The sequence below is a fragment of the Vibrio sp. 10N.222.55.C7 genome (assembly GCF_041473335.1).
Taxonomy (GTDB): domain Bacteria; phylum Pseudomonadota; class Gammaproteobacteria; order Enterobacterales; family Vibrionaceae; genus Vibrio; species Vibrio crassostreae_C.
This window is the reverse complement of sequence record NZ_JBFRSC010000027.1, coordinates 1-25,807: the sequence shown is the minus strand read 5'-3', so window position 1 is coordinate 25,807 and position 25,807 is coordinate 1. Positions and strand designations below refer to the sequence as shown.

Below are 25,807 nucleotides of genomic sequence, written 5' to 3'. Positions count from 1 at the left end.
CCTGCTCGGTCTCTCTCCTAGCTTCTGACTGAGCAGCTTTTAGATAACCTATTTTTGGTGAAGTAAGATGAACATTTCAAAACAAGACAGAATTTTAGGCACATTTTATGGTCAAGCACTGGGTGATTCGATGGGAATGCCATCAGAGCTTTGGCCAAGAAGCCGAGTAAAAGCGCATTTTGGTTGGATTGACTCATTCCTGCCGGGGCCTGCAGAAAACAACGCCGCTTGTTACTTCGATGCTTGCCAGTTCACGGATGACACCTCAATGGCGCTGGCTCTTGCAGACGCTATCATTGAATGCGATGGCGAAATCTCACCAGAGATCATTGCTCGTAACGTATTAAGTTGGGCTGAAGGCTTTGATGCATTCAATAAAAATATTTTCGGCCCAAGCTCGAAAGCTGCGATGCGCGCGATTAAAGAAGGCACTTCAATTGATGAGCTTGAAAACAACGGTGTAACTAATGGCGCAGCAATGCGTGTATCGCCAATGGGCTGCCTTATACCAACCACCAGCCTTGATACTTTTATCGACCAAGTCGCTCTGGCTTCAAGCCCAACACATAAATCAGACGTAGCGATTGCGGGTGCGGTTGCCATTGCTTGGTCTGTATCTAAAGCGATTGAAGGGCACAGCTGGAGCGCAATTAAAGACCAACTACCTGCGATTGCTAACGCAGCACAAACCAAGAACATCACCACGTTCAGTGCTTCAATGGGCGCTCGTATTGAGCTTGCACTTATGGTGGCATCAGAAAACAGCGGCATTGAAGAACGCATGGAAAAGATCTACAACTTAGTCGGTGCAGGTGTAAGCACGATTGAGTCAGTTCCGGCTGCCATCGCAATGGTTGAGCTAGCACAAACCGATCCAAACCGCTGTGCAATTCTATGTGCCAACTTAGGCGGTGATACCGATACAATTGGTGCAATGGCAACTGCAATTTGTGGCGCATTGAATGGTATTCAAGCTATCGATATCGAACTGAAAAAACAGCTCGATGACGAAAACCAACTCGACTTTACCGGTTACGCTGAAACCTTCCTACGCTTAAGAGAGATTAAGGAGCAAGGGTATGCCTCATAGTTCTTTAGTTCAGCTGATTCCAACTCTACAAAACAAGCGACAGTTGTGCCTAATCGGCGCTGCCGTGGTCGATATCGTGACAGAGACACCTGCGCTACCGAAACGTGGCACTGATGTCGAGCTCACAGAGAAAGGCATTCATGTCGGCGGTTGCGCTCTCAACATCGCGATTGCTTTAAAAAAGCTCGGCGTTGAATCTATTAATGCTCTACCGATTGGCCAAGGTAAATGGGCGGACATCATCACTGCCGCGATGGCAGAGAAAGGCCTAACAAGTAGCCTGCAAGATCCAAGTGGCGACAATGGTTGGTGCTTAGCGTTAGTTGAACCCGATGGCGAACGTACTTTCCTGTCCGTCAGTGGCGTTGAGAACAACTGGAATCAACAAGCGCTTGAACAACTCAAGCTTCAAGACAATGCGATCATCTACCTTTCGGGATACCAGTTGTCTTCAGCTTGTGGAGAACAAATCGTTACTTGGCTTGAAACACTGCCAAGCGGTATTGAACTATTCATCGATTTCGGTCCTCGTATTGGAGACATTCCAAAACCATTATTTGATCGCCTAATCAAGCTGAAACCGACCATATCTTTAAATCGCCAAGAAGCCGAAGTGCTCGGTATGCAAGAGATAAACGCGTTTGTAGAACAATGGCATAACCAGTATGGCTGCCCACTGATTCTGCGTATCGACAGTGATGGTGCTCTGTTCGCTACTCAAGATGGCTACGGGAACGTTGCACCATTTAAAGCGACCGTGGTAGATACTATTGGCGCAGGTGATACCCATGCGGGTGGCGTGTTAGCGGGCTTGGCTTCTGGCTGGGAACTGCCTGACGCGATCTTACTTGGCAATGCGGTTGCGTCTTATGTGGTGAGTCATGTGGGCGGCGACTGCGCACCAAGCGTTGACGAGATAACTCACTACCTTAACCAATACTAATTCCTGTTAAGTCATGTAGACACAAGGCTCAGTATTACTGGGCCTTTTTGTTATGCCTGTCTTTCTTCTATCTAGCTTTTTTGGCCTTTCTAATATGAATCATTCTTCTGTTATGAACCGTTTTTCCAATGCAAATAACAAAGCAACGAGGATTCTGCTTGCGAGCTGTGGGATCAACCTTTGTATCGGCGTGCTCTATACCTGGAGCGTTTTTAAGAACTCGCTACTAGAACTCGGTTGGAACAACACTCAAGCCTCGATGCCCTACACCATCACTATAATCACCCTTTCATTGGCACTACTCATTGCTGGTCGTATTCAAGATAAAATCGGCCCACAAAAAGTATTAATGGTGGGTTCTTTTATGGCTGGCGCGGGAATGATCTTGGCGAGCCTCTCCCTAACGCCTTGGAACCTTAATGTGAGCTTTGGTCTAGTCACTGGTGCCGGTATTGGATTCGCTTATGCGTGTTTGAATCCAACCGCGATGAAGTGGTTTCACTCTTCTCAAAAAGGTATGGTCAATGGGTTACTCGCCACTGCATTCGGGCTGGCTGCTATTTACTTGGCACCTCTTACTAGCTATCTAATCTCAGAATTCGGTCTAGAGCAAAGCCTTCAAATACTTGGGGCAGGTTTGATTCTTATCGCCTTTCCACTGGCCTGTTCTATCAAGAATCCGCCAAAGGGCTATGAGCCTAAAGTCAGCTCATCACAGCCTGACGCATTAACCCCTGCATCAACGGCCAGCCGCAATTACATGTGGAAAGAAATGCTCGCCACCAAACAGTTCTATTTATTGTGGTTCACTTACGCATTCGGCGCGGCCGCAGGTTTAATGATCATCGCCAACATCACCTCTATCGCTGCTGAGCAAGCCAATATCTTAGAAGGCGCGTATTTGATCGTGACTTTATCGATATTCAATTCGGCAGGCCGATTGATTTCTGGACTTCTGAGCGACAAGATTGGCGCATTGAAAACGTTAGCGATCGCACTGAGCCTGCAAACCATCAATATGCTGCTGTTCAGCCAGTTTGTTTCTAGCTCAGCACTAATGGTTGGTGCTGCGTTAGCGGGCATTGGGTACGGCACTTTATTAGCGGTATTCCCTTCAATTATGGCGGACTTATACGGCCTGAAAAACTTTGGTGCCAACTACGGTGTGCTTTATACCGCTTGGGGGATTGGCGGCTTTATCGGCCCTATCCTGGCGGCAATATCGGTGGATTGGTACGGCAGTTACTCGATCGCCTATTTGATCTGTGCTGTATTGGTGAGCATGGCTACGGTACTGACCTTCCGTGTCAAACCTATTTCTACAGAACCATGCAGCGAAAATGGGGGCGCCTCCAGTTACCAGTTGGGACGTTCAAGCTAACTCAATAACTCCCTGAGTGGTGGAATCTTTGTTTCGCCCTCAGATTTCACATTTCTATTAAGTGTGGACTCAGACTTCGGGTATACTTCGGTTAAATATAAAAGCTAAAACAGACCTTTATGAGCGCTTATCAACCACTGCTTACCTTGATTCAGGAACGAATCGACCAGAAAGATAAATCACCTCTGTATCTGAAGATTGCCGATTCAGTAAAGCTCGCGACTGAGCAACAAATGTTGAAGGGCGGTGACTTTATCCCAACGGAACGTGAATTCAGCGACAAGCTTGGTGTATCTCGAATTACGGTCCGCAAAGCATTGGATATTCTAGATAAGGAAGGTGTGATAGTTCGCTCTCGTGGTTTGGGCACTATGATCAGCGAGACTGTTGAATACTCAAGTAAAGAGGCGACAGGCTTCTCTCAGCAAGTAGTTCTAAAAGGCAAAAAACCCGACACATTGTGGATAAAGAAAGATGTGGTTCCTTGCTCTTCAGAAATCGCCAAGATGCTTAAAATTGCAGAGAACGATCAAGTCTTTCTATTAAAGCGCGTTCGTTACATCGACGAGCAAGCTGTCTCTATCGAAGAGTCTTACGTCCCTGCTCACCTGATCCACGATCCAGATGAAATTCAGCTGTCTCTTTACGATTACTTCCGCAGCCAAGATATCTCGCCGACAAAAACTCAGAGCCGAGTTTCCGCTAAGATGCCAACTGAAGAGTTTCTAGAAAAGCTTAACATCGACGAAACTGTACCTGTACTGCTCATCGAACAAACCGCTTACGATAAGAAAGGCGTTCCGATTGAATACAGCATCAACCGCTGTCGTGGTGATATGTATGTGTTTGTGAGTGAAGACTAACTCAAGATACCTTCCATAAGAAAGCCCGTGAATCCAGAGATTCACGGGCTTTTTAGTTTTGCTAATCAGATTTATTTGAACGCTTCTGGCTAGCTCTTAAACGTACTCGCAATATCTTTCAATGAAGCTGCTAACTGAGCTTGTTCTTTGGCTGTTGCAGCTATTTGCGTTGCACCTGTCGTAGATTCTGTCGACTTCTGCTCTACTGCCATGACGTTTTGAGCAATATCTTGAGTCACTACCGCTTGCTCTTCGGTAGCGGTTGCGATCTGCTCAGTCATGCTAAAGATCTCGCTCACCGATGCTGAGATACCTTGTAAGGTGTGTTCCACCTCTTTTGAATCCTCAACCGCTTTAGACGACATCTTCTGACTGTTATCAATCACATTAAACGCGGTTTGCACATCAGACTGTAACGAGCTGATGAAACCTTCAATTTCAGCTGTCGACTGCTGAGTACGCTGTGCTAACGTGCGAACTTCATCAGCCACTACCGCAAATCCACGACCTTGCTCACCCGCTCTTGCCGCTTCAATTGCCGCGTTCAATGCTAACAAGTTAGTCTGTTCAGCGACGGACTTAATCACATCAATCACACTGTTGATGTTATTACTGCTCTCGTGTAAGTGCGTGATCTTTTCCGCTAGATCATTAATTTCAGATGCCAGTTTTTCGATAGAGTGGTAAGAGTTTTGAACCGTACTCAAACCTTCTTGAGACTGCTCATCGACCAGTTTAGCGGAACTTGCTGTCTGCTGAGTTTTAGCCGCCACCTCATTTACCGTTGCTGATAACTCTTCTGTCGCCGTCGCAACCAAGCCAATTTGGTCTTGTTGTTGCACTAGCGTGTTCGAATTGTAGTGACAGGTTTGTGAGGTTTCTTCAGCGGCTGAAGCTAAGGTCAGACTCGACTGAGACAGGTTGTCGATAACGTTTGAAAACTTCTCTAGCGTTTCGTTGAGTGCCGAAGAGATCTGTCCAAGCTCGCTGTTGCCAACGAACTTAGCGCGAACTGTTAAGTCGTTGTCATTACGAACCTTAGACAACATCACTGTAAGATCTTTTACTCTCATCGTCAGGTCGCTGATCGCCTTATAGCTCACGAAGGTCGCGAACAAGGTTATCAAAGCAAACAGACCAATACTCATCATCATCGCAGACTGCGCCTCTGACATTTTTTTCTCTGTCAGTGCGATAAGCGACTCTGCTAGGCGGTTTTCTGTTTTCTTTAGCTGAACAATACGAGCGGTAGATTGCGAGAACCAGTACACAGGATCAACATCAAAACCGCTCATCTTAGATTCAGCCAAACCACGAAGCTTTTCTACTTCTGTCACCGAACGATCATTCAATTGCTGTTCAAAGAAACGAACGTTAGCTGGGTTACTCAATACCTCAAAGTTTGAGAAATAGGTATTTTGCTCAGTCACCAAAGAGATGAATTTAACCAACATGCCTGGGCCAAATTCATTTTTAGAGAAGGTATTATTTAGGACAGCACGCTCGATACCCGCTCGCTCTTTACCTTGTAAAAAGTTGTAGTAAGCGATGGTTTCAGTGGTGATGGCAGCATCAGAGCTAAGCTCAGCAATTAACGCCGATACGCTCAGCAGCTTTGCATTCAGTTTGGTGTAGTAACCCAAAGCTTCAGACAGAGGAATCGATTGAGAATCCACTCGATTTCGAATAGAAGTAATTTGATTTAGGCTTTGGCTTATTTCAGTGTTCAGCCGAGTGATCTGCGGTAAATCGATTTCAGCAGATTGCCAGTATTCGGTTTTCAGATTACGTCTATTATCTGCACTGGCTCTTTGTGCACGTAGTTCACTGACAAACTTAGTGCCCTGTGAGCCGATAAACCCAGCCGTCATTCCACGCTCTTTTTGTAACTCATGCACAAGTTCACTGTACACAACCGACAAACGGGTAAGTTGGTTTAATGAAGACAATTCACTGGTGGTTTCTACGCCTTTTGAAATCGCAGAAACGCTAAGCCATAGAAATCCCAAGATCGGTAAAATAAGCAAAGCGATGATTTTTTGCTTAAAAGACATATCGGTTAATTTCATTTTCATTTCCTAGCAGCTAACAAATCTTTTCAGTCATTTAACTCGCACACCCTTAATAAGATGCGCCTCAATTGTGACTGTATAATTATTCAACTTGATCAATGTGCATCAATTACCGTGCCACACAGATCGCGATGCGATGAAGGTAACATTTAACCTTACAAAATTCATTGATTTACCGATAAAACTGTTAGCTAAGCGACCTAACGATACCCAAAACACATGCGACAACATTTTATTGACGTAAGCGACTGAAATCTGACACACTTTAACTACCCAAAAGGGGTAGGCCTGCACCAATTATGTGCTCAGAGAAAACAATCTATTCAGAACTAACTATAGATTCAACGCTCACCAGCGATTGATTCACAACTAATCAACTCCCTATTCTGCGCTGATTAACTGTCTATTCCTCGTTAACTAAATATGTATAATGCCGAATTATTAAAGTAGAGATTCGCAATAAATATGCGACAATAACTGAGAGATATTTTATGGATTGTCCCGCTTGCGAAGAACATATCGGTTGGGAATGGGTAGAAGAAGCGGCTATTGAACCCAATGAGGAATTCGATTGTCCAGAGTGCGAAGCAACATTGATGTACACCATCGATGAAGGCACCTACTACGGCGCTCAGCACAAGACCGTAGAAGTTATTGATGATTAAGATTATTTCCTGATGATCTGGATGTTTTATTAACTCTTTGATGTTCTAAGCCTGCGCAAAGCAGCTAAACACACCTTTACTAGAACGGGCGTTCAGCATAAAATATTGAACATATGTTCAGATTAATGAAGTAGATGTTATGGCTAAGACCGCTAAGTTCGATAGACAAGACGTAGTAGATAAAGCAACGAACCTGTATTGGGAAAAGGGCTTTCATGCGACTTCTATGCGCAACCTGCAAGACGTGATTGATATGCGTCCGGGCAGCATCTACGCGACGTTCGGCAGCAAAGAAGGTTTGTTTAAAGAGACGCTTGCTCGCTATACCGAACTTGGCATCCTGAATCTGAACCGCTTCCGCAGTGAAACAGACTCTCCAATCAAAGCGCTCGAAAGCTTCGTCAAACGTGCTGTGGTCGAATCAAAACAAAGTTCGCCAAATGGCATGTGTATGCTGGCAAAAACGGTAGCAGAACTGACTGATGAACACGCCGAATTATTAGAAGAAGCAAAGAAATCACTCAAAATCATGGAAGGCGAGTTCGCCAAGCTGATTGCAGAATCACAAGAATTGGGTGAGATCAGCAAAGAGCGCGATCCGACTCAACTTGCTCGTCATGTTCAGGTCCAAATCGCAGGCCTGCGTACCTACGCCAAAACCTGTGACGATATCGATTTACTCAACTCAATGGTCGAAGACGTATTTAAGTATCATCCTTTTTAAAAGCTGAACTTGTTTTAGAAGCCATGCAAAAAGACTCCACTTTCGCCTTAACAGGTCTGAGCGGAGTCTTTTTAGTTTTGATCTAGTTAACTTTATAGATGATAAACTTTGCGGTTTAAGGATTACACCTTTCTCATGATCAACGCTTGCGCATTAAGCATCGCTTCCTTAGTACTGACATCTAAGGTTTTCACGTTCGCAAAGCGTTCTACTTCTTTAATCGCCACGTCGTGAGCAAAGATCACCAATCTCGCCCTTTCAATGTCTTTCTGGGTAATGCGATTGCCTATTCCGTTGGCACCCTGCGTTTCGACTTTAATCCGAACCCCAAGATGATGCGCCGCCTTTTGTAAGGATTTCGCTGCTAAGAAAGTGTGGGCAACGCCAGATGGACAAGAAGTGATCGCCAATACCTCCGCTTGCCCTTCTTCCGTTACCGAGCCTCCCGTGAACTGATTCGAATTCGCTTCGCCTTCGACCACGTTCTTTTTCAGCAGTATCACGATCAGAGCCGTCGTTAGAGCACCTGCTAGTGTGCCGACGATATAGCCAACCTTGCCATCAACCACTGGCAATACAATCCAGCCGCCCCATGGTGCATGGTTGACCACATGGAACATAAAACCAACCACATTACCGACAATGCCACCAGCAACCACAGCAGGCAGCACTCGCGCAGGATCAGCGGCTGCAAATGGGATCGCACCTTCGCTGATGCCAATCATTCCCATGATACCCGCGGCTTTTCCGGCTTCGCGTTCGTCTCGTTTGAATTTCTTAGGTGATATAAAAGTGGCAAGAGCCATGCCTAATGGAGGCGTACAAATCGCAATACCGACGCCGCCCATCAACCATGGCTGGGTATTCACCTGCGTTTGGGCAAACAGCGTTGCTACTTTATTGATCGGGCCACCCATATCAAAGGCCGTCATCGCACCCAAAATGCTACCCAACACCACTTTTCCTGAGCCTGCCATGCCAGTCAGCATTTGGTTCATCTCTAGCATCACTTGGGCAATAGGAGAACCAATCACCCACATCACCGCACCACAGGTAACAAAGGTGCCGACTAGTGGATAGATGAAGATAGAGCTCAGCGAGATCATGCTGTCTGGCAGTTTGATCTTCTTAAGTAGGTTCACCACAAAACCAGCAAAGAAGCCGACCACAATCGCACCGAGGAAACCTGTGTTGTATTGATTGACCGCAACCCAAGAACCGATCATTCCGGGCGCTAAACCCGGTTTGTCGGCCATTGAATACGCGATGTAACCACCGAGCACGGCGGTAAACAGGGTTAACCCCGCGATGCCCATCTGTGCGATATCTGCTAACACGCCACTTTCAGGAACCGCGCCATGACCCGACATCATCACCGACAAAGACAAAAGCACACCACCTGCAACCACGAAAGGAATCATGTGTGAGGTGCCGTATAACAAGTGTTCTTTGAGGCGATTAAGAGATTGTGCCCAAGGGCTGAGTGGCTCGACATACACTTCATGATAGCTAGAGGCGTAACTATCGAACGGTTCAAAATTGGCTTCGAGAAACAGCTCTTGAGCTTCCTCGACAGACTCCACCGCCTTTAATTTTGTAACAAAGCCATCTTCGATAAGCCTGGTCGAAATCTGAGCCAGTACCTCGATATGGTGGTCGTCGTTGTTGTCTGGTGAAGCGAGCATAAAGAACACATCCGACAGCTCGCCGCCGTCTGCGCCATAATCGATGCCAGAACGGCTGATACCTACCGCCACCGCAGGTTTAGCTACGGCAGCACTTTTCGCGTGTGGAATGGCGATGCCATCGTCAAAGCCAGTATTACCGATGGCTTCACGCTTCCAGATGTCGTCAAGGAATTCACGTTTATTAGAGAGCTTACCGGCACGGTCGAGCAGTTCGACAAGCTCTTCAAATACCGCCTGTTTAGAGTCTGCTTGTAGTTCCAAGCAGATAATCTCGGGCTCGATAATATTGGTGATATCCATATGTTGCTCTGCCTCGCCTGCATTCAGACTGAAGTAATTAGTGTCTGTTAACCTAGGAATAAGGTTAATAAGATGAAAAGATTAACGGTGTGAAGGCACTCAATATATAGGACGAAAGGTGCATTAACTGGATTATTGTAACCAAGAGCTCAGAGTGTGACTTTCACCTTGGAATAAAAAACGGCAATCCATAAAATCCCCAGAACCCATAAACATATCGTCCCTCCTCTATGCGAGCTTTCTATACTGAAGTTCCCATACAAGATAGCTTTTGCAAGGTAGCTTGTGAAAGGTAGCTTATGTAACGTAACAGAGACGAGATTAAGCCGAGAATAATAATGAGAATTGTAGCGGTAACTGCGTGCCCTACAGGCATTGCGCACACCTATATGGCAGCTGATGCTCTAAATAAAACAGCCCCTAAGTTCAACGTTTCAATCAAGGTTGAGACGCAAGGCGCTATGGGTATTGAAAACTTACTGACCGCCCAAGATATTACCCTCGCAGACAAAGTGTTGATCGTCTCTGATATCGACATCGAACAACCAAACCGATTTGACCCAGCTAAAACCTTATTCATTCCCATGGAAGAGGTATTGTTGAGTATCGATAAAGTCTTTATTAAGCATTGTCGAACTTAAACTTTTCATGAACGAATACCAGATCACCTTCTTCGTTAACGATCCTGCCGCGAACTCACATGTCGCGCAGCCGCTGACTCGCTTAGCGAAGAAATTCAAAAGCAACATCCGCATTATCAACATCACTCAAAATCGAACCGCTGATCTCTCCAAATCCGTCGCGATGCTGCAAGTAGGTTTACTTCGTGGTGATTTGTGCCAGATAACCGCGGTCGGTATTGATGCGGAGCTTGCCTGTTTCGTTCTCAAAGACATAATTGCAGAGCATTACGACATGGTTGGCTCACAGGTGAGCCATGAGTTCTCTAGCGATCTAATTCAGCGAATGCCACAAATATGCCCACCTTGTGATATCAAATGGCACCACGCTAAGGCGCAAACCCAACTGACCAAATTTGAGTGCTTAAAAGGGCTCGCTCACCTTGTTTATCCAGAAGATCCAGATGAACTGATTCTGGCATTTATTAAGCGGGAGGAACGCTCTTCAACCTGCGTGTCACCAGGTATCGCACTGCCGCATGTGATGTTTGAATCGACTCAAGATCTCTCGATTGCGGTTATCGTCAGTGACGACCCAATTGACTGGGCATCACGTATCGGCGAAGTGCATGTGGCCATTGCTCTTGTTCTGCCAACCAAGCCACAGCGTGAGCACATTGTCGCGGCGACCAACCTAACTCGAAACCTGCTTCACGATCAGGTCAATGAACGTCTGCAAAAGACTCGAAGCAGTGTCGACCTACAAGCCTTGTTGATGTACATCTCGTCACGCCTTATCTAATTCATCTCTTCTGGTCAAACTCAAAGCATCCATTAATCCCCTGTTGTGACACCTATCCAATCGTTATAAGCTCATTTTCTCATACAATAAAAAACGGCTGAGCATTAGAGCTCAGCCGTTTTATGTTTAATTACTTGTTTAACTGGTTAGCTAACTTAAGCTGTTTTTTTCGCTTGTTTCGCATCCTCAACCGAGTCGTCTACAGCTTTCACCAACAGCAAACCAACTACGAATACGATACCGCCACACAGTACGAACATCATTCTTCCCCAGAATGGGTTCGGTAGAGCAAACATCGCCATCACTGCCACACCAGACACTGCGATCAGTGAGCCCAGCATGTGACGTTGTTTGTTGTCCAGTTTCTTCTGTGCTGTTGATTCAGAAACCAATGGTGTCGCAAGGTTGTTGAAGAAGGTATCAACATCTTTCTGACGAGACGCTTCTAGTGGTTTGTAGAACAATGTCGAAAGAACAAAGAAGCCGCCAGTAAACACTAGGTGCGCAATCAGACCTACTGCAACTTTCAAGTCAGACCATTCGCGGCCTGTTAGAGGCTCTAGGTTGAACAAGTTTTGTAGCATTTCAGCGGTAATCACGAAACCAACGATGTAAGACACAATCGCACCGACCACTAGCGTACCCCAACCTGCCCAGTCCGGAGTCTTCTTAAGGAAGAAGCCACAGAATGCTGGAATGGTCATTGGGAAGCCAATAAGTGCACCCACGTACATCATGGTGTCGAACAAGCTCAAGCCTTTTAGCGAATTGATAAACAGCGCGATAAGGATGATAGCTAGACCGAAGAAGGTAGACATCAACTTAGACACAATCATTAGCTCTTTCTCTGTCGCGTTTGGACGAAGAATCGGTTGATAGAAGTTGATTACAAAGATACCAGAGTTACGGTTTAAGCCTGAGTCCATAGAAGACATAGTTGCCGCAAACATCGCTGCGATTAGAAGCCCCACCATACCCGCTGGCATGTATTGCTCTACGAAGTAAAGGTAAGCGAAGTCGCCTGCTTTAGAGCCTGCGTCTGGGTAATGCGCTGCAAGGTCAACGCCTTGTCCTGCAACGAACCAAGGTGGCATGAACCAAATGATTGGACCGATGGTCATCAGAATACATGCCAACAGTGCCGCTTTCTTCGCGTTCTTTGAGTCTTTTGCCGCTAGGTAACGGTAAGAGTTCAACATGTTGTTGGTGATACTGAACTGTTTGAAGAAGATGAAGAATGCCCAAATTCCGAAGATGCTTACGTAGTTCAGATTGTTACCAGAAACGAATGATGCGCCTTCTGCTACAGGGAAATCGTTGATGATTTCAGTAACGCCACCACCTTGTACGATAGCCACTGCAGCACACGTTACGGTTACCGCCATGATAATAACCATCTGCATGAAGTCAGACGCGATAACCGCCCAAGAGCCGCCTGTCACCGACATAACAAGTACAACAAGACCAGTCAGAACGATGGTTGTCGTCATGTCGAAGCCAAAGATGCCCGATGCGATGATCGCCAAACCGTTCAGCCAGATACCTGCAGAAACAATACTGTTCGGCATGCCAGACCAAGTAAATACTTGTTCGTTGAAGCTACCAAAACGCATACGAATCGCGTCAATTGGCGTTACCACACGCAGTTGACGGAATTTCGGAGCGAAGTACAGGTAGTTCATCAGGTAACCAAATGCGTTCGCTAAGAAGATAACCGCGACAGCCATACCATCGGCATACGCTTTACCCGCTGCGCCAGTGAAGGTCCAAGCACTGAACTGTGTCATAAACGCAGTCGCGCCAACCATCCACCAAAGCATGTTACCGCCCCCGCGGAAATAATCACTGGTTGTACTGGTGAACGTTCTAAACATCCAACCTATTGCTATAAGGAAAAGGAAATAAATTCCTACGATCAGAGTATTGAGTTCCATGTATAAGTCTTCTTTATGATGAATATCTGAAGATCATATTATCTATAGAATTTTTAATTTGTAGTATTATAAGTCAAGGTTGTGATGGGGCGTATAAACCTGAATATTTGATTTCGAGACATGAATTACACGTTAGTAAACAAAGAATAAGCCGAAGCGAAGTAAGCATTTAAAATCAATAACTTAAAAACATTTAAATCAGTAAGCCGGACAACAACAACAAGATTTTATCGTCTCGATAAGTGGTTTTTAATTTACTTATCATCCATTAAATGCATCGCGTTAATACATCAACTCTCACACGTTTAATTCAATAAATAGGCAACGAAAAACAATAAGCAACTCGCAAAGCGAAGCCTTAATGTTATTAATTGGGTTTATTTAGTGAAACGGGATAAATAGAGAACGTGCCTAAAGATAGGTTTGGAAATAAGGTATAGAAATAAACGGTAGAGGAAAAAACAAAGCAAGTTGACCACCACAGCTTAGAGCCAGCAGTGATGATCTAGTCATACAAATTTCAGTCGTACAAGCTCTGATCAGAAAAGGTCATTTGAAGGAGGATTAGATTGATCCACGATATTCAGTCGGCGTTCTACCGGTGCGATTCTTAAACACTCGACAGAAGTAGTTCACATCTTTAAAGCCACAACGTAGTGCCACTTCATTGAGTTTGAAGTTGTACTTCTTAAGCATAAACTTAGCGCGATCGACCCGCACGCGGGTGATGTATTCTGCTAGCGTCATGTGGCCTTGCTGACGGAACATTCGCGACAAGTGATTGGATGAAATGCTAAAGCGCGAGGCAATGCTGTCTCGGGTAATCTGACGGTGGAAGTTCTCTTGAATGTAGATACAAATCCCCTGATACACATCCTGTACTCGGCTATGAGATTTTTCTACGGGCGCTTCCAGCATGGTTTTACTGTATTGCAGTAGAGCTTGCAGCAATAACTCATCCATCGGCTGCTTGTTACTCTCTCTCGCTAACGAGCTGAGCGCCTCCAGAATGTTATCAATCGCAAACCCAGAGCGAGTCTGAATACTGTGCTTTTGGATATCGTAAAAGCTCTCTTCCCCTTTGCGCTTACTCACCAAACTTAAACCAAGCTGACGACGACCAAACAACATACTCAACACTGAGCAGTCAGTATCCCAATTGGGTTTATTCCAGCAGTTGGGTGGGATGAAAATAGCGTCTCCGGCTTTGGCAATAACGTTAGTGATCTTGCGATCATGACTCTCCATTTCATTAATGTACTCTCCGTCTAACACCAACTCTAAACGTGGAAAGTTCACCTGATAACTGCATGCGGAAGGCGTGTGAAAATCTCCAGCAAACCAGATGTTATGAAACGGTTCTCGCTCATTTAATACAGACGAGATTAAGTCATGAAATATCATTATTCGAACTCTAGTGGGCAGCAATAAGGCTACGGGAATAGATATACCCCTTAGTGAAACATAGCGCTATTGAGCAAAATCACAATTTGAGATCTAGGTTACAAAAATCCAGTCACGGAAATAAATTTCCAGTAACGAAACTGACCCAGCACGTTTCTGACCTGATAAACAAATACGCTACAGCCCTTATAAATAAAAGCCTCAACACATCTTAAACTCTGTCAACACCGCCCTAAAAACGGCCACTCGACCGATCAAAATCACACTCCACTTATAACGCAACAATCATCCAGTAAATGCGTTTTTTCTTCACTACAGAAGGCAAGCCGTAGATTCCAGAATACCCCTAACAAAATAAAAACAGATTAGGGGTTCATTATGATCACGACATTGATCAATCAAGATTTGATTAAGCTTTCGCTTAGCGCTAATTCAAAAGAAGACGTATTTAAAGAGCTGATAGACGTGCTTTACGCACAAGGCAGAATCTCAGACAAAGCACAGTTTCTTGCCGACATTAAGGCTCGTGAAGAACAAGGTAATACCGGGTTTGAAGAAGGTATTGCTCTGCCTCACGCCAAAAGCAGCGCGGTGATCAAACCCGCGGTTGTTATCGGTGTCCATCAACAGGGTATCGAGTACGGCGCAGATGATGGTCAGCCATCAAAGCTATTTTTCATGATTGCCTCTCCTGATGGCGGCGACAATCACCACATCGAAGTACTGGCAGAACTTTCTTCAAAACTGATCGAAGAAGGCTTTATCGAAAGCTTCATGAATGCTGAATCTCAACAAGCCGCATTGGAACTACTGCTTACCAAACCTGAACCTTCAGAAACGGAAAACAACGTTGAGAAACAAGGCTTCATCATTGGTGTGACAGGCTGCCCAGCTGGCGTTGCACACACTTATTTAGCCGCCGAAGCGCTAGAGAAAGGCGCGGCGGCTCTTGGTTACGACATCAAGGTCGAAACCAACGGTTCTATTGGTGTAAAGAACAGCCCGACTCAAGAAGAGATCGAACGCGCAGATGCGATTGTCGTCGCTTGTGACAAACAGGTCGACATGGCTCGCTTTGCCGGAAAACGCGTTATCAGCACCAACGTAAAAGCACCAATCAAAGATGCGCAAGGCTTGATTAAGCAAGCACTCAACGCGCCAAGCTACCAAGCAGAACAAGCACCGACCAACCAATCTGTTGCAGAGAAAGCCTCGCAAGCACGTTCAGACCTTTACCGTTACTTGATGAATGGCGTATCTCACATGATCCCATTCGTGGTGACGGGCGGTCTTTTGATTGCCCTTGCACTGGCGATTGGCGGCGAGCCAAGTGAATCTGGCATGGCGATTCCTGCTGGCAGCATGTGGAACCAAATCCTAGAAGTGGGCGTGGTTGCCTTCACATTGATGATCCCAATCTTGGCTGGCTACATTGCTTATGCGATTGCTGACCGCCCTGCCCTAACCCCTGGCCTTATCGGTGGTTGGATTGCTAACAACGGCTCTTTCTATGGCGCTGACGCTGGTACTGGCTTCATTGGCGCAATCATCGCAGGCTTATTAGTGGGTTACTTCGTTAAATGGATCACCTCGTTTAACTACCACAAATTCGTTCAACCGCTTGTGCCTATCATGATCGCTCCGATCACTGGCTCTTTGTTCATCGCAGGTTTGTTCATTTTTGTTATTGGCGCACCTATCGCTGGGCTGATGGATGCTCTTACTGCACTGCTAACCAGCATGAGTACAGGCAACGTGGTTCTGCTTGGTATTGTCCTTGGTGGCATGGCCGGCTTTGATATGGGCGGCCCGTTCAACAAGGTGGCGTTCCTATTCTCAGTCGGCATGATTGCCAGCGGTCAAACTCAGTTCATGGGTGCAATGGCGTGTGCAATCCCTGTCGCTCCCCTTGGTATGGCTATCGCAACCAGACTTGGCCGTAAGTTCGACCTATTCGAATCTTCTGAGATTGAAGCAGGTAAAGCAGCAGGCGCGATGGGCTTGGTGGGTATCTCTGAAGGTGCGATTCCATTCGCGGCTCAAGATCCAATGTCAGTTATCCCAGCCAACGTGCTTGGCTCAATGACTGCTGCGGTAATGGCGTTCTCGTTTGGTATCACCAACAGTGTTGCTCACGGTGGTCCAGTGGTCGCTCTACTTGGCGCAATGAACTACCCACTGCTAGCACTGTTGTGCATGGCGTCTGGTGCAGGCGTAACTGCGGTTACTTGTATCGCACTTAAAAATCTACGCAAAGCCAAGCTAGCAACAGCAGCGGCTTAAGCCATTTCAACTCCAATGGCTTGAGCCCACTCTAGTCTCGCATTTCATTAAGCCGAGTAGAGCTCAAGCCATGTTTCCCTTCATGGTGATTTCGATGTCTGATTTTTCTTTAGCGAACGATTCGTTCGTCCAACGTTTTTTCTACCCTATGACTAACGTGATTCAGAACTACGCATGGGGTAGCCCTTCTTCGTTCACCCAACTGTTTGGTACTGATAACCAGTCTGGTGAGCCGCAAGCGGAGATCTGGATGGGTGCTCACCCTAATGGTTGTTCGATGGTCACTGACAATGGTCAGCAAACCACGTTGTCGAACCTTATTTCCAAGAACCTAAACCTGTTTCTAAGTGAGAAAGTCGCAAGTCGTTTTGGTGAACTTCCGTATCTGTTTAAGGTATTAGCGGCTGAGAAAGCGCTCTCTGTTCAAGTTCACCCGAACAAGCAGCAAGCCGAATCTGGCTATGCTCTTGAAGAGCAGCAAGGCATTCCGATGACGGCTGGCAACCGCAACTACAAGGATCCCAACCACAAGCCGGAGCTGGTGTATGCATTAACCGACTACACCGCGATGAATGGCTTTAGGTCGATCAACGAGATCCTTGAACACTTCCATTATCTCGACATTGCAGAGCTTCATTCGATGGTTAACGATCTCGCGGGCGACCAAACGCCCAATGGATTAGCCAGCTTCTTCGCGAGCTTATTGTCTTTGCAAGGAGAACAAAAAGGCATGGCGCTGACCATGTTGCTGATGAAGGCCAAGCTTTCTGATGCACCCGTGTTCCAGTTGATTTCAGAATTAGAACAGCAGTATCCAGGGGATGTCGGCCTGTTTGCTCCGCTGCTATTGAACGTGCTCACCTTAAAGCCCGGACAAGCCATGTATCTGGATGCCGAGACACCTCACGCTTACATTAAAGGTACGGGCTTAGAAGTGATGGCGAATTCAGACAATGTACTCCGCGCAGGGTTGACGCCTAAGTACATGGATATCAATGAATTAGTCTCTTGTACTCAATTCAATGAAAAGCCTGCGGATAGATTACTGCTCAGCCCGATTGAGCAAGGTGATGTGATGGAATATCAAATTCCAGTCGAAGATTTTAAGTTCTCTATCGTGCAAAACTCACATCAGAGGAAGATCACTACCGAAGGTGCCGAGATCCTACTGCCACTCGATGAATCCATGGTGCTAACCCATCAATGTGGTGAAACCTGCGTAATAGAGAAAGGCCAATCGGTGTTCATTCCCGCTTACGCTGAGAGTTACAAACTCGATTGCGTTGGACGCGTGGCGCGTGCTTACAGTTAGCTCTCCCGAGTAGATACAAACACTGATCATGCCCTGCTTTGCGGGGCATTTTTCTTCCTACAGAAAGTTATTTCAACACCGAAGTACACCATTAAATATGACTCATCTCACACTGGATGAATGATGCAAATCACACTTAATTTTGCTTGGTACAAATGTACAGTGAAGGGCTTTTATTTGCTATTTCGCGAATCGGGTTAATCCATTAATTTTAATTCAAGAACTTCAATAGTGAATGAGTTAATAAATGATCACACAGCTAACTAACGTCAACTTAATTAATAACAACCTTCAAGCGAATAATAAAAAAGAACTGTTTGAAGAATTGGCAAGCATGTTATTTGAGAACAACCGAATCAGTAATAAAGAAGCCTTCTTGGCAGACATCGAAATTCGTGAATCTCAAAGCATTACCTCGATGGACGGCATCGCTTACCCACACTCAAAAAGCAAGGCGGTCACTGAGCCGGCAATCGCTGTCGGTGTAAAGTGCGAAGGCATCGAATATGGCGATGAAGACGGCATTAATCCAACCGTATTTTTTATGATTGCTTCACCAGACAACGGTGCTGACCATCATATTTATGTATTACAAGAACTATTTGGAAAATTCAGCGATGAATTTATTCAAGATATCCATAACGCAAAAGACGAACAACAGATCCTTAATATTTTAATTAATTCATAAGGCATAGAAAATTATGAGCACCCTAACAACTCAAGCTACGAATACTAATAATAAAAACAGTAGTAGCGACTTTAAAAAACTCCTTAGTACCATGAAAGGCCACCTGCTTTTCGGAACCTCACACATGCTGCCTTTCATCGTAGCCGGTGGTGTTCTGTTGGCGTTAGCGGTAATGGCATCAGGCAAAGGTGCCGTACCAGCAGACGGCTTGCTGGCAGACATCTCTAATATCGGTATCAAAGGCCTTGTTCTTTTCCCAATCATTCTTGGCGGCTTTATTGGTTACTCAATTGCAGATAAACCAGCACTAGCACCTGCGATGATCTCTTCTGGCATCATGGCTGACATGGGCGGCGGCTTCCTTGGCTGTATCGTGGCAGGCTTTATCGCCGGTGGCGTGGTGTTCCAACTTAAGAAGATCCCACTTTCTGCGAACATGACGGCTCTAGGTGCGTACTTCATCTACCCGCTTCTAGGTACGTTAATCTCTGCAGGTATCGTACTGTGGGGCATCGGTGAGCCAATCAAACTGTTCATGTATTCAATGAACGAGTTCCTAGCTTCAATGGCTGGTGCATCTAAGATGGTTCTGGGCACAATCCTTGGTGGTATGACGGCGTTTGATATGGGCGGCCCTATCAACAAAGTCGCGACCCTATTTGCTCAAACTCAAGTAGACACACAACCTTGGCTAATGGGCGGCGTTGGCATCGCGATTTGTACTCCACCTCTAGGCATGGCGTTGGCAACTTTCCTATTCAAAAACAAGTTCTCTAAACAAGAGCAAGAAGCAGGTAAAGCAGCAGCAATCATGGGCTCTATCGGTATCTCTGAAGGGGCTATCCCATTTGCAGCGAATGACCCAATGCGCGTACTTCCTTCAATCGTTGCCGGTGGTATCGTGGGCTGTGTATTCGGCTTCATGACAGACGTTCTACTGCACGCACCGTGGGGCGGTCTAATCACGGCGCCAGTATCAAGCAACATTCCAATGTACGTCGTCGGTATTGCGCTTGGCTCGCTAACCACAGCCGTTATCGTAGGCTTCTGGAAACCGGTAGCGGTAGAAACAGAAGAAGACATGGTTGAAGCACCAGTACAAGCTCAAGCAGCTCCTGTAGCAGGCGAAGGCGAGTACGACATCGTAGCAGTAACATGTTGCCCTTCTGGTGTTGCACACACCTTCATGGCAGCCAAAGCACTAGAAAAAGCAGGTGCGGCAGCGGGTCTGAAAATCAAAGTAGAAACTCAAGGTCAAAACGGTATTCAGAACCGCATCACCGACCTAGATGTGGCGAACGCGAAGCTGGTTATCTTGGCTCACGATATTCAAGTGAAAGACGCTCACCGCTTTGCTAACGCGAACGTGATTGAGTGTTCAACCAAAGAAGCAATGAAGAAAGCCGCGACTATGGTGGCTATTTAAAACCTGAAACAAGTTAGAAGATAAAATTACTACCCCCTAGTAACTAAAATCCCCATTCGTTTTGTCAGCGAATGGGGATTTCTTATAGTTAGGCCAACAGCATCCTTCTCGATACAAGTCATCTGTATCTCTGTAGCCTAGATGAAAAAGTATTAAGTTATGTTGTTGAACATGGTTCTATTTCAGAGGTGAGACTTTCTTTCAACTGCTTATATGGCATCGGGTAGCCCAGATAATAACCTTGGGCTTGTTCGCAATTTAACGTTTTCAAAATTGACAGTTGTTGAGCATTTTCAACCCCTTCAGCCACAACACTAATGCCAAACCCTCGCGCTATATCAATGATACCAGACGTTATAGCTCTAGAACGATAATCATCTTCTAACCCACTGATGTAACTGCGATCGACTTTGATTTCATCTACATCCAATTTGCTAAATATACCAAAAGACGTGTAGCCAACACCAAAATCATCTATCGAAAAGGACACCCCTTGTTTTTTTAACTTCTGAACAGCGATTGCACACTGATCTATATCTTTCAAAATAGCGGTTTCAGTGATTTCCAGACAAAGTAAGCGAGCAAACTCGGGATCCTTTCGTAGATATTCGTCCAGATGGTTCATGTCATCAACGCTATTTAGCTCTACCGCTGAAATATTGACCGAGACACTATTAAGCTCATTCCCTAGCAAGCCATTAGCCCTAAGTTGTGACGCAGTCTTCTCTAGAACTAACGTAGTCAAATCACGACAAAAATAATTCTCTTCTGCTAGCGCGACAAAGATATCCGGTGAAACGACACCATAGCGCTCATGCGTCCAACGAGACAACACCTCCACACCTGCGACGAGTCTACTTTCAATGTTGAATTTAGGCTGAAACACAATATCAATCGCTTTGTCATCAATCGCTTTACGTAATTCTTGCACCATTTCTTGACGTTGACGTTCAAGCTCAGTGAGTTTTGGGTCATGAAATTCAATCGTGTCCTTGCTTTTCTTTGCTTCAGTTAAGGCGTGGGTAGCAGATGCCATGAGTTGCTTGGCATTATTCCCATCCGAGGGGAATAGAGCAGCGCCAATACAACAAGTGGCGTGGATATCATAACGATAAGCACACTGGTTAAATCTACGATGTACGAGGGCAATGTAGGATTCAATATGCTCCGTGTGGTTGAGTTTAACCAAGCACGCGAAGCCATCTGAGTGCACTCGTGATGAAAGCGGTTGATGCTCTATAGGAAGTTCAATAGATCGTGCGATATCTTTTAAAAATGAATTAGTATTCTCGAATCCGATCTGGTCAGCGACAGATTTGAAGTTATCAATGTCTAATAAGAAGAGGACATAATGGTCACTGGCTTGAGAATTTTTCAGTCTTTTATTTAAATATCGATAAAAGACTGAAGGGCTATGAAGTCCGGTGACACTATCAAGATCGTTGGCGCTCTCTAAATCGCGATTATTTTTCCGAACCATTACCCATAACAGAGCAGACGTTAGAATGATAAATACCAGACCTTTGACTGTCTGTGCTAAGGCATGTTCACGCAAGTCATTTGATAATGATTCAACCGCGAGATCAGAAAATAAAACCCATAAAGATGAAAGTATTAGGTAGCTGAATACTATGCTGGCCGGATATCTTTTTGTCTTGTTCATCGTTAGCTGCTATCTCTCAGTCTAATGTGTCATGACTTATATGTTATAAATTGCTCATAACGTAGCACCAACATAAATCGCAATCTACCGCTCGCGTTTTTATTTTTGACTTTTATTTACCGATTTTCGTCATCACTTTGCACGACGAAAGCCTTTTAGGGCTAAACATGCCAAAAATAATTTGTGTGGATGTTGGCTCTTAGTCAAACTAAGAGCTGCCGATCGCTTTTGTTGATGCCGGGTATGACTCTTCAATCACAATTGTATTTCGTCCTTTTAGCTTTGCTTGATAAAGCGCGCGATCGCACAGTCTTTCCACTTTTCCTTTTCTGATAGCAAGCTAATACCAAAACTAGACTTAATTGTTAGAGTTGGTTGTTGCTCAAGTTTGATCTTCTGAATTGCTGAGCGTAATTTCTCTGAAAGGGCTGCACACCAGTTACCTATGCTCCTGAAACAGTCGCTCGCAATGGGTGTCTTCGCTTTCGACCTTGCCGTTGGTCAGCTCGATATCGACATTCTGACAAGGGTTGGTTGATGGCCAGTCCACCAGCTGAATATCGAGCCTGATAAAAGGGTATTTTTGATAAAAAGATGGCAGGCGAGGTAACAGCCAGTTATGACAAAAGGTGTGGTTTACGCGCAAGCTGAGCACGTCGGTTTCTTTTTCCCCGAAGAGGATTTGAGTCTGTAATTTCAGGTGTGCTAATGAACCCGCAACAATCGGTTGATAGTGCTGGGCAGCTGACGTCAGCTTTACGCCTTTAGAACTGCGTTCAAACAGTGTGGTATCGAGAAAGATTTCTAAACTTTTAAGCTGCTGACTCACCGCAGCTTGTGTAACACAAAGCTCTCGCGCGGCAGCGCCAATAGAACCGAGGCGGGCAACAGCTTCGAACGCAACAAGGGCACGTAGAGGGGGTAACATGGCTTCACCTGATTGAAATAAAAGTGAAAAATACTTCAATCAGGTTTCAGTTTTTTGCGCTTACCGTTACAGATTAATGACGAAGGGACGTTGATCAGATATTTATGATCAACGTCCCTTTTCTCTATTTCAGGTTTTTTTGATATGTCAGAAGATCAATTACTCTTTGATGTAGAGATCTTTAGAGTAGATACGCCCTTCTACATTGTTCTTAGCAAAACCACCGACACTTGGTCGCACTAGACGGGCCTGCATGTAGTAGTAGATTGGTGCGATCGGCATGTCTTCTGCCAGTAACTGCTCTGCTTGGTCATAGAAACCTTGGCGGTCTTGTTCGCTGGTTGCGGCTAAGGCGCTGTCCATTGCTGCGTCGTACTTGTCATTGCTATAGCGAGCAAAGTTACCCGAAGAACCAGAACGTAACAGGCTCAAGAAGGTTGATGCTTCGTTGTAATCCCCACACCAAGAGGCGCGCATCACATCAAAATCACCTTGGCGACGAGACACCAAGTAAGACTTCCACTCTTGGTTTTCAAGCTCAACTTGTGCGCCTAAGTTGCCTTTCAGCATTGATGCAATCGCCACTGCTATGGACTTGTTCGACTCACTGGTGTTGTAGAGCAATTTGAAATCCAACGGGTTAGACTCATCGTAGCCCGCTTCTTTCAGCAGTTCTTTGGCCTTTTGGTCGCGCTCCTTTTGAGTCCATGTGCTGTATTCAGGCTGAGTCGCATCAAAGCCTGCCGTGTACTCATGGGCAAAGGTATAAGCCGGTAAGTTACCCACCTGAGTGACACCATTGGTGATAACGTCACGCATCATGGAGTACGACACCGCTTTACGCACTCTCGCGTCATCAAACGGAGGACGCGTGGTATTGAACGCGTAGTAGTAAGTACACAGCAAAGGCACTGCGGTAAACGCATCTTGGTATTTGGTTTTAAGCTGCTGCGCCATGTGTGTCGGCACATCAGAAGTGATATCGACCTCGCCCACCGCATAACGGTTGATCGACGCATTCTGGTTCTCGAACGGAATGTAAGTCACTTCAGTTAAGTGCGTATCTGCGTTGTCCCAATATTTCGGGTTCTTCTTCAGTTCAATGCGCTCGTTAACCACCCATTCGTCTAAAACAAACGCGCCATTACCGACAAACTGCTTAGGGTCACTCCACGGCTTATCGCTATTTTCTAGCGTTGCCTTATGAACGGGCATCATGGATGTGTGGCCCGTCATCGCAACAAAGTATGGCACTTTGCTATCAAGTTCGAACTTCACCGTGTGCTTGTCGACAGCGGAAATACCGAGTTCTTCAACTGGCTTCTTACCTTCTGCTACGTCAGCAATGTTGTTGATTTTGGTGAGCTTGAGGTACCACACGTTTGGAGACGCGAGTTTCGGATCGACCGCGCGTCTTATCGCATACACGAAATCATCGGCCGTCACTGGATCGCCATTCGACCATTTCGCGTCTTTACGTAGGTGGAATACAAACGTCTGGTTGTCTTCGGTTTCCCAAGACTGTGCAACACCTGGGGTGATATTGCCATCGCGATCTTGAATCACTAAACCTTCAAATAGGTCACGTAGAATGTGCATTTCTGGCAGGCCTTCTGCTTTCGCAGGGTCAAGCGTCGCCGCTTCTGCATCGTTAGCACGAACTAAATGTTGGTCTTTTGCCAGCGAAACACCAGCAGGTAAGGTTTCAGCAACGGCAGTCACTGATATAAAAGGGGTCAATAAAAATGAAATGAGTAAAGCCGTTGAATGTTTTTTAAAATCCATGTTTGTTTGCTCTCCTAGCCTATCTTTGAAGCAAGTAATAAAATTAACAATGCGACGGTTGACGAGTTTTGACGCTATGGTTTATTTAAAGGGGTTCATCTAATGGACTTAGTTAACGATTAATATAGCCAATAGTGAATACTTGATAGTACTTGATCAATCAGGAGATTAAGGTGAGTTTAATTCCAAGAACGGAAAGAGCTGCGTTTTCGATAAAGCCGCTGTCATATGGAAAATCGGTGTTGGGTGCCCCTTTGCTCTATTTCCCCGCACAAGTAGAAAGCGAATCTCGCGGGCTGATTTTAGCAGGCACACACGGCGATGAAACCGCTTCAATCGCAGGTTTGTCTTGCGCCCTAAGAAGCTTGCCAGCGGCCAACTTACGACACGATGTGATTCTGTCGATGAACCCAGACGGCAATCAATTGGGTACTCGTGCCAACGCAAACCAAGTCGATCTAAACCGCGCCTTCCCAACTCAAAACTGGACAGAAAACGGCACTGTCTATCGCTGGAGTTCTCACACCCCAGTCAGAGATGTAAAAGTAAAAACGGGGCAAGCCGACCAGCTTGAACCTGAAGTGCAGTCGCTCATCAACCTCATTGAGCAACGCAAACCCAAGTTCGTCATCTCTTTCCACGAACCACTCGCTATGGTCGACGACCCAACCCAATCAGAACTCACCTCTTGGCTAGGCAAGCAGTTCAACCTACCACTCGTCGAAGACGTCGATTACGAAACCCCAGGCTCATTCGGCACATGGTGCCAAGAAAGAAACCTACCGTGTATTACCGTAGAGCTACCGCCCGTTTCTGCTGATCTGACGATAGAGCAGTATTTGGATGCATTTGTGGCGGTGTTGGGGTGTGAGGGAAATTAGTCTGGAGTAGGCTACATATACACATGCGAACAGTAATTCATCCTAATTACTAGTGAATCATATATTCCGTCTACTGAATCAATCCCATTCATAATCTATGCCGAATTCTTCCTTTGCATCATTTCAACTTATCTTTAGAGAAAGGCAATCGACATGATTAGCGCGATGAAAACTTCACTATCAATGAACTTCGGGGCTCGTCGCTATGAATCTAACTCGTTATAAAAAATCATGACAAGTGTCTGGACAAAAACGTTCCAAGAAAATGATCCTAAAACAGCACTATTTCTAAATTAATATTTATCGTTAGAGGTGATGGCGATTGGGGTTTACACCAGGGCGGGATCGCACTTTG

At 45.7% G+C, this 25,807-nt stretch carries 19 protein-coding genes and 2 pseudogenes; 13 read left to right on the top strand and 8 right to left on the bottom strand.

Annotation, left to right across the window (positions count from 1 at the left end; all coding sequences use genetic code 11):
- Positions 1–67 precede the first annotated feature (67 nt).
- The 4 genes from AB4482_RS09950 to AB4482_RS09935 all read left to right on the top strand — a co-directional run bounded on the left by AB4482_RS09950 (position 68) and on the right by AB4482_RS09935 (position 4,277).
- A complete protein-coding gene (locus AB4482_RS09950; RefSeq protein WP_372128396.1) occupies positions 68–1,090 on the top strand; it encodes an ADP-ribosylglycohydrolase family protein in 1,023 nt (340 codons plus the stop codon).
- Entirely contained in the window at positions 1,080–2,033 is a 954-nt protein-coding gene (locus AB4482_RS09945) for a PfkB family carbohydrate kinase (RefSeq protein ID WP_372180880.1), read from the top strand. Before AB4482_RS09950 ends, AB4482_RS09945 begins: the two co-directional genes overlap by 11 nt.
- 94 nt (positions 2,034–2,127) lie before the next feature.
- Entirely contained in the window at positions 2,128–3,414 is a 1,287-nt protein-coding gene (locus AB4482_RS09940; protein WP_372128394.1) for an OFA family MFS transporter, read from the top strand.
- A gap of 119 nt (positions 3,415–3,533) precedes the next feature.
- Positions 3,534–4,277, top strand: a complete 744-nt coding sequence (locus tag AB4482_RS09935) for a GntR family transcriptional regulator (RefSeq protein ID WP_048611702.1) — start codon at positions 3,534–3,536, stop codon at positions 4,275–4,277.
- A gap of 89 nt (positions 4,278–4,366) precedes the next feature.
- On the opposite strand, the gene AB4482_RS09930 is transcribed toward AB4482_RS09935, so the two are convergent.
- Positions 4,367–6,346, bottom strand: a complete 1,980-nt coding sequence (locus AB4482_RS09930) for a methyl-accepting chemotaxis protein (protein ID WP_372180879.1) — start codon at positions 6,344–6,346, stop codon at positions 4,367–4,369.
- 494 nt (positions 6,347–6,840) lie between these two features.
- Between AB4482_RS09930 and AB4482_RS09925 the strand changes: the two genes are divergently transcribed.
- Both AB4482_RS09925 and AB4482_RS09920 read left to right on the top strand, forming a co-directional pair.
- Positions 6,841–7,014, top strand: coding sequence for a hypothetical protein (locus AB4482_RS09925; RefSeq protein ID WP_017061661.1), 174 nt, complete (start codon positions 6,841–6,843; stop codon positions 7,012–7,014).
- A gap of 139 nt (positions 7,015–7,153) precedes the next feature.
- Entirely contained in the window at positions 7,154–7,738 is a 585-nt protein-coding gene (locus tag AB4482_RS09920; RefSeq protein ID WP_372180877.1) for a TetR/AcrR family transcriptional regulator, read from the top strand.
- Between the two features lie 122 nt (positions 7,739–7,860).
- Here AB4482_RS09920 and AB4482_RS09915 read toward each other — a convergent pair whose 3' ends face one another.
- Positions 7,861–9,726: a fructose-specific PTS transporter subunit EIIC gene (locus AB4482_RS09915; RefSeq protein ID WP_372180875.1), complete on the bottom strand. Its 1,866-nt coding sequence runs from the start codon at positions 9,724–9,726 to the stop codon at positions 7,861–7,863.
- Positions 9,727–10,064: 338 nt separating this feature from the next.
- On the opposite strand from AB4482_RS09915, the gene AB4482_RS09910 reads away from it, so the two are divergent.
- Positions 10,065–10,367 carry a PTS fructose transporter subunit IIB gene (locus AB4482_RS09910; RefSeq protein ID WP_017064942.1) on the top strand — a complete coding sequence of 101 codons (303 nt, stop codon included), beginning with the start codon at positions 10,065–10,067 and terminating at the stop codon, positions 10,365–10,367.
- A 7-nt stretch (positions 10,368–10,374) separates the two neighbouring features.
- Positions 10,375–11,148 (top strand): PTS sugar transporter subunit IIA, encoded by a 774-nt coding sequence (locus AB4482_RS09905; RefSeq protein WP_017064943.1) that lies wholly within the window; start codon positions 10,375–10,377, stop codon positions 11,146–11,148.
- Positions 11,149–11,303: 155 nt separating this feature from the next.
- Here AB4482_RS09905 and AB4482_RS09900 read toward each other — a convergent pair whose 3' ends face one another.
- Together AB4482_RS09900 and AB4482_RS09895 are read right to left on the bottom strand one after the other, a co-directional pair.
- Positions 11,304–13,082, bottom strand: coding sequence for a sodium:solute symporter family transporter (locus AB4482_RS09900; RefSeq protein ID WP_029236500.1), 1,779 nt, complete (start codon positions 13,080–13,082; stop codon positions 11,304–11,306).
- 564 nt (positions 13,083–13,646) lie between these two features.
- Positions 13,647–14,486: a helix-turn-helix transcriptional regulator gene (locus AB4482_RS09895; protein WP_009846231.1), complete on the bottom strand. Its 840-nt coding sequence runs from the start codon at positions 14,484–14,486 to the stop codon at positions 13,647–13,649.
- Positions 14,487–14,864: 378 nt separating this feature from the next.
- Between AB4482_RS09895 and AB4482_RS09890 the strand changes: the two genes are divergently transcribed.
- The 4 genes from AB4482_RS09890 (at position 14,865) to AB4482_RS09875 (ending at position 20,195) form a co-directional block, all read left to right on the top strand.
- Positions 14,865–16,769, top strand: a complete 1,905-nt coding sequence (locus tag AB4482_RS09890) for a fructose-specific PTS transporter subunit EIIC (RefSeq protein WP_372180874.1) — start codon at positions 14,865–14,867, stop codon at positions 16,767–16,769.
- 94 nt (positions 16,770–16,863) lie between these two features.
- Entirely contained in the window at positions 16,864–18,081 is a 1,218-nt protein-coding gene (gene manA, locus AB4482_RS09885) for a mannose-6-phosphate isomerase, class I (protein WP_372180872.1), read from the top strand.
- 247 nt (positions 18,082–18,328) lie between these two features.
- Positions 18,329–18,769 (top strand): PTS sugar transporter subunit IIA, encoded by a 441-nt coding sequence (locus AB4482_RS09880; protein ID WP_017071406.1) that lies wholly within the window; start codon positions 18,329–18,331, stop codon positions 18,767–18,769.
- A 13-nt stretch (positions 18,770–18,782) separates the two neighbouring features.
- A complete protein-coding gene (locus AB4482_RS09875) occupies positions 18,783–20,195 on the top strand; it encodes a fructose-specific PTS transporter subunit EIIC (RefSeq protein ID WP_137001684.1) in 1,413 nt (470 codons plus the stop codon).
- 157 nt (positions 20,196–20,352) lie between these two features.
- On the opposite strand, the gene AB4482_RS09870 is transcribed toward AB4482_RS09875, so the two are convergent.
- The 4 genes and pseudogenes from AB4482_RS09870 to AB4482_RS09855 all read right to left on the bottom strand — a co-directional run bounded on the left by AB4482_RS09870 (position 20,353) and on the right by AB4482_RS09855 (position 24,571).
- Positions 20,353–21,858 (bottom strand): bifunctional diguanylate cyclase/phosphodiesterase, encoded by a 1,506-nt coding sequence (locus tag AB4482_RS09870; RefSeq protein ID WP_102393945.1) that lies wholly within the window; start codon positions 21,856–21,858, stop codon positions 20,353–20,355.
- Between the two features lie 208 nt (positions 21,859–22,066).
- Positions 22,067–22,290: pseudogene (locus AB4482_RS09865) on the bottom strand (GGDEF domain-containing protein); the annotation flags it as partial.
- Between the two features lie 10 nt (positions 22,291–22,300).
- Positions 22,301–22,786, bottom strand: a pseudogene (locus AB4482_RS09860) (LysR family transcriptional regulator); the annotation flags it as partial.
- Between the two features lie 159 nt (positions 22,787–22,945).
- The gene (locus AB4482_RS09855; RefSeq protein WP_372180871.1) at positions 22,946–24,571 is read right to left on the bottom strand and encodes an ABC transporter substrate-binding protein; all 1,626 of its coding nucleotides are present in this window, start codon (positions 24,569–24,571) and stop codon (positions 22,946–22,948) included.
- Positions 24,572–24,744: 173 nt separating this feature from the next.
- Between AB4482_RS09855 and mpaA the strand changes: the two genes are divergently transcribed.
- Positions 24,745–25,452 (top strand): murein tripeptide amidase MpaA, encoded by a 708-nt coding sequence (mpaA, locus tag AB4482_RS09850; RefSeq protein WP_372180869.1) that lies wholly within the window; start codon positions 24,745–24,747, stop codon positions 25,450–25,452.
- Positions 25,453–25,807: the final 355 nt, after the last annotated feature.

Excerpts from the sequence above, each read along its gene's own strand:
- AB4482_RS09900 (WP_029236500.1), bottom strand. The coding sequence starts at position 13,082 with ATGGAACTCAATACTCTGATCGTAGGAATTTATTTCCTTTTCCTTATA.
- AB4482_RS09950 (WP_372128396.1), top strand. The coding sequence starts at position 68 with ATGAACATTTCAAAACAAGACAGAATTTTAGGCACATTTTATGGTCAA.
- AB4482_RS09925 (WP_017061661.1), top strand. The coding sequence starts at position 6,841 with ATGGATTGTCCCGCTTGCGAAGAACATATCGGTTGGGAATGGGTAGAA.
- AB4482_RS09880 (WP_017071406.1), top strand. The coding sequence starts at position 18,329 with ATGATCACACAGCTAACTAACGTCAACTTAATTAATAACAACCTTCAA.
- AB4482_RS09910 (WP_017064942.1), top strand. The coding sequence starts at position 10,065 with ATGAGAATTGTAGCGGTAACTGCGTGCCCTACAGGCATTGCGCACACC.
- AB4482_RS09870 (WP_102393945.1), bottom strand. The coding sequence starts at position 21,858 with ATGAACAAGACAAAAAGATATCCGGCCAGCATAGTATTCAGCTACCTA.
- AB4482_RS09905 (WP_017064943.1), top strand. The coding sequence starts at position 10,375 with ATGAACGAATACCAGATCACCTTCTTCGTTAACGATCCTGCCGCGAAC.
- AB4482_RS09875 (WP_137001684.1), top strand. The coding sequence starts at position 18,783 with ATGAGCACCCTAACAACTCAAGCTACGAATACTAATAATAAAAACAGT.
- AB4482_RS09940 (WP_372128394.1), top strand. The coding sequence starts at position 2,128 with ATGAATCATTCTTCTGTTATGAACCGTTTTTCCAATGCAAATAACAAA.
- AB4482_RS09890 (WP_372180874.1), top strand. The coding sequence starts at position 14,865 with ATGATCACGACATTGATCAATCAAGATTTGATTAAGCTTTCGCTTAGC.
- AB4482_RS09920 (WP_372180877.1), top strand. The coding sequence starts at position 7,154 with ATGGCTAAGACCGCTAAGTTCGATAGACAAGACGTAGTAGATAAAGCA.
- AB4482_RS09915 (WP_372180875.1), bottom strand. The coding sequence starts at position 9,726 with ATGGATATCACCAATATTATCGAGCCCGAGATTATCTGCTTGGAACTA.
- AB4482_RS09935 (WP_048611702.1), top strand. The coding sequence starts at position 3,534 with ATGAGCGCTTATCAACCACTGCTTACCTTGATTCAGGAACGAATCGAC.
- AB4482_RS09945 (WP_372180880.1), top strand. The coding sequence starts at position 1,080 with ATGCCTCATAGTTCTTTAGTTCAGCTGATTCCAACTCTACAAAACAAG.
- AB4482_RS09895 (WP_009846231.1), bottom strand. The coding sequence starts at position 14,486 with ATGATATTTCATGACTTAATCTCGTCTGTATTAAATGAGCGAGAACCG.
- AB4482_RS09855 (WP_372180871.1), bottom strand. The coding sequence starts at position 24,571 with ATGGATTTTAAAAAACATTCAACGGCTTTACTCATTTCATTTTTATTG.
- manA (WP_372180872.1), top strand. The coding sequence starts at position 16,864 with ATGTCTGATTTTTCTTTAGCGAACGATTCGTTCGTCCAACGTTTTTTC.
- AB4482_RS09930 (WP_372180879.1), bottom strand. The coding sequence starts at position 6,346 with ATGAAATTAACCGATATGTCTTTTAAGCAAAAAATCATCGCTTTGCTT.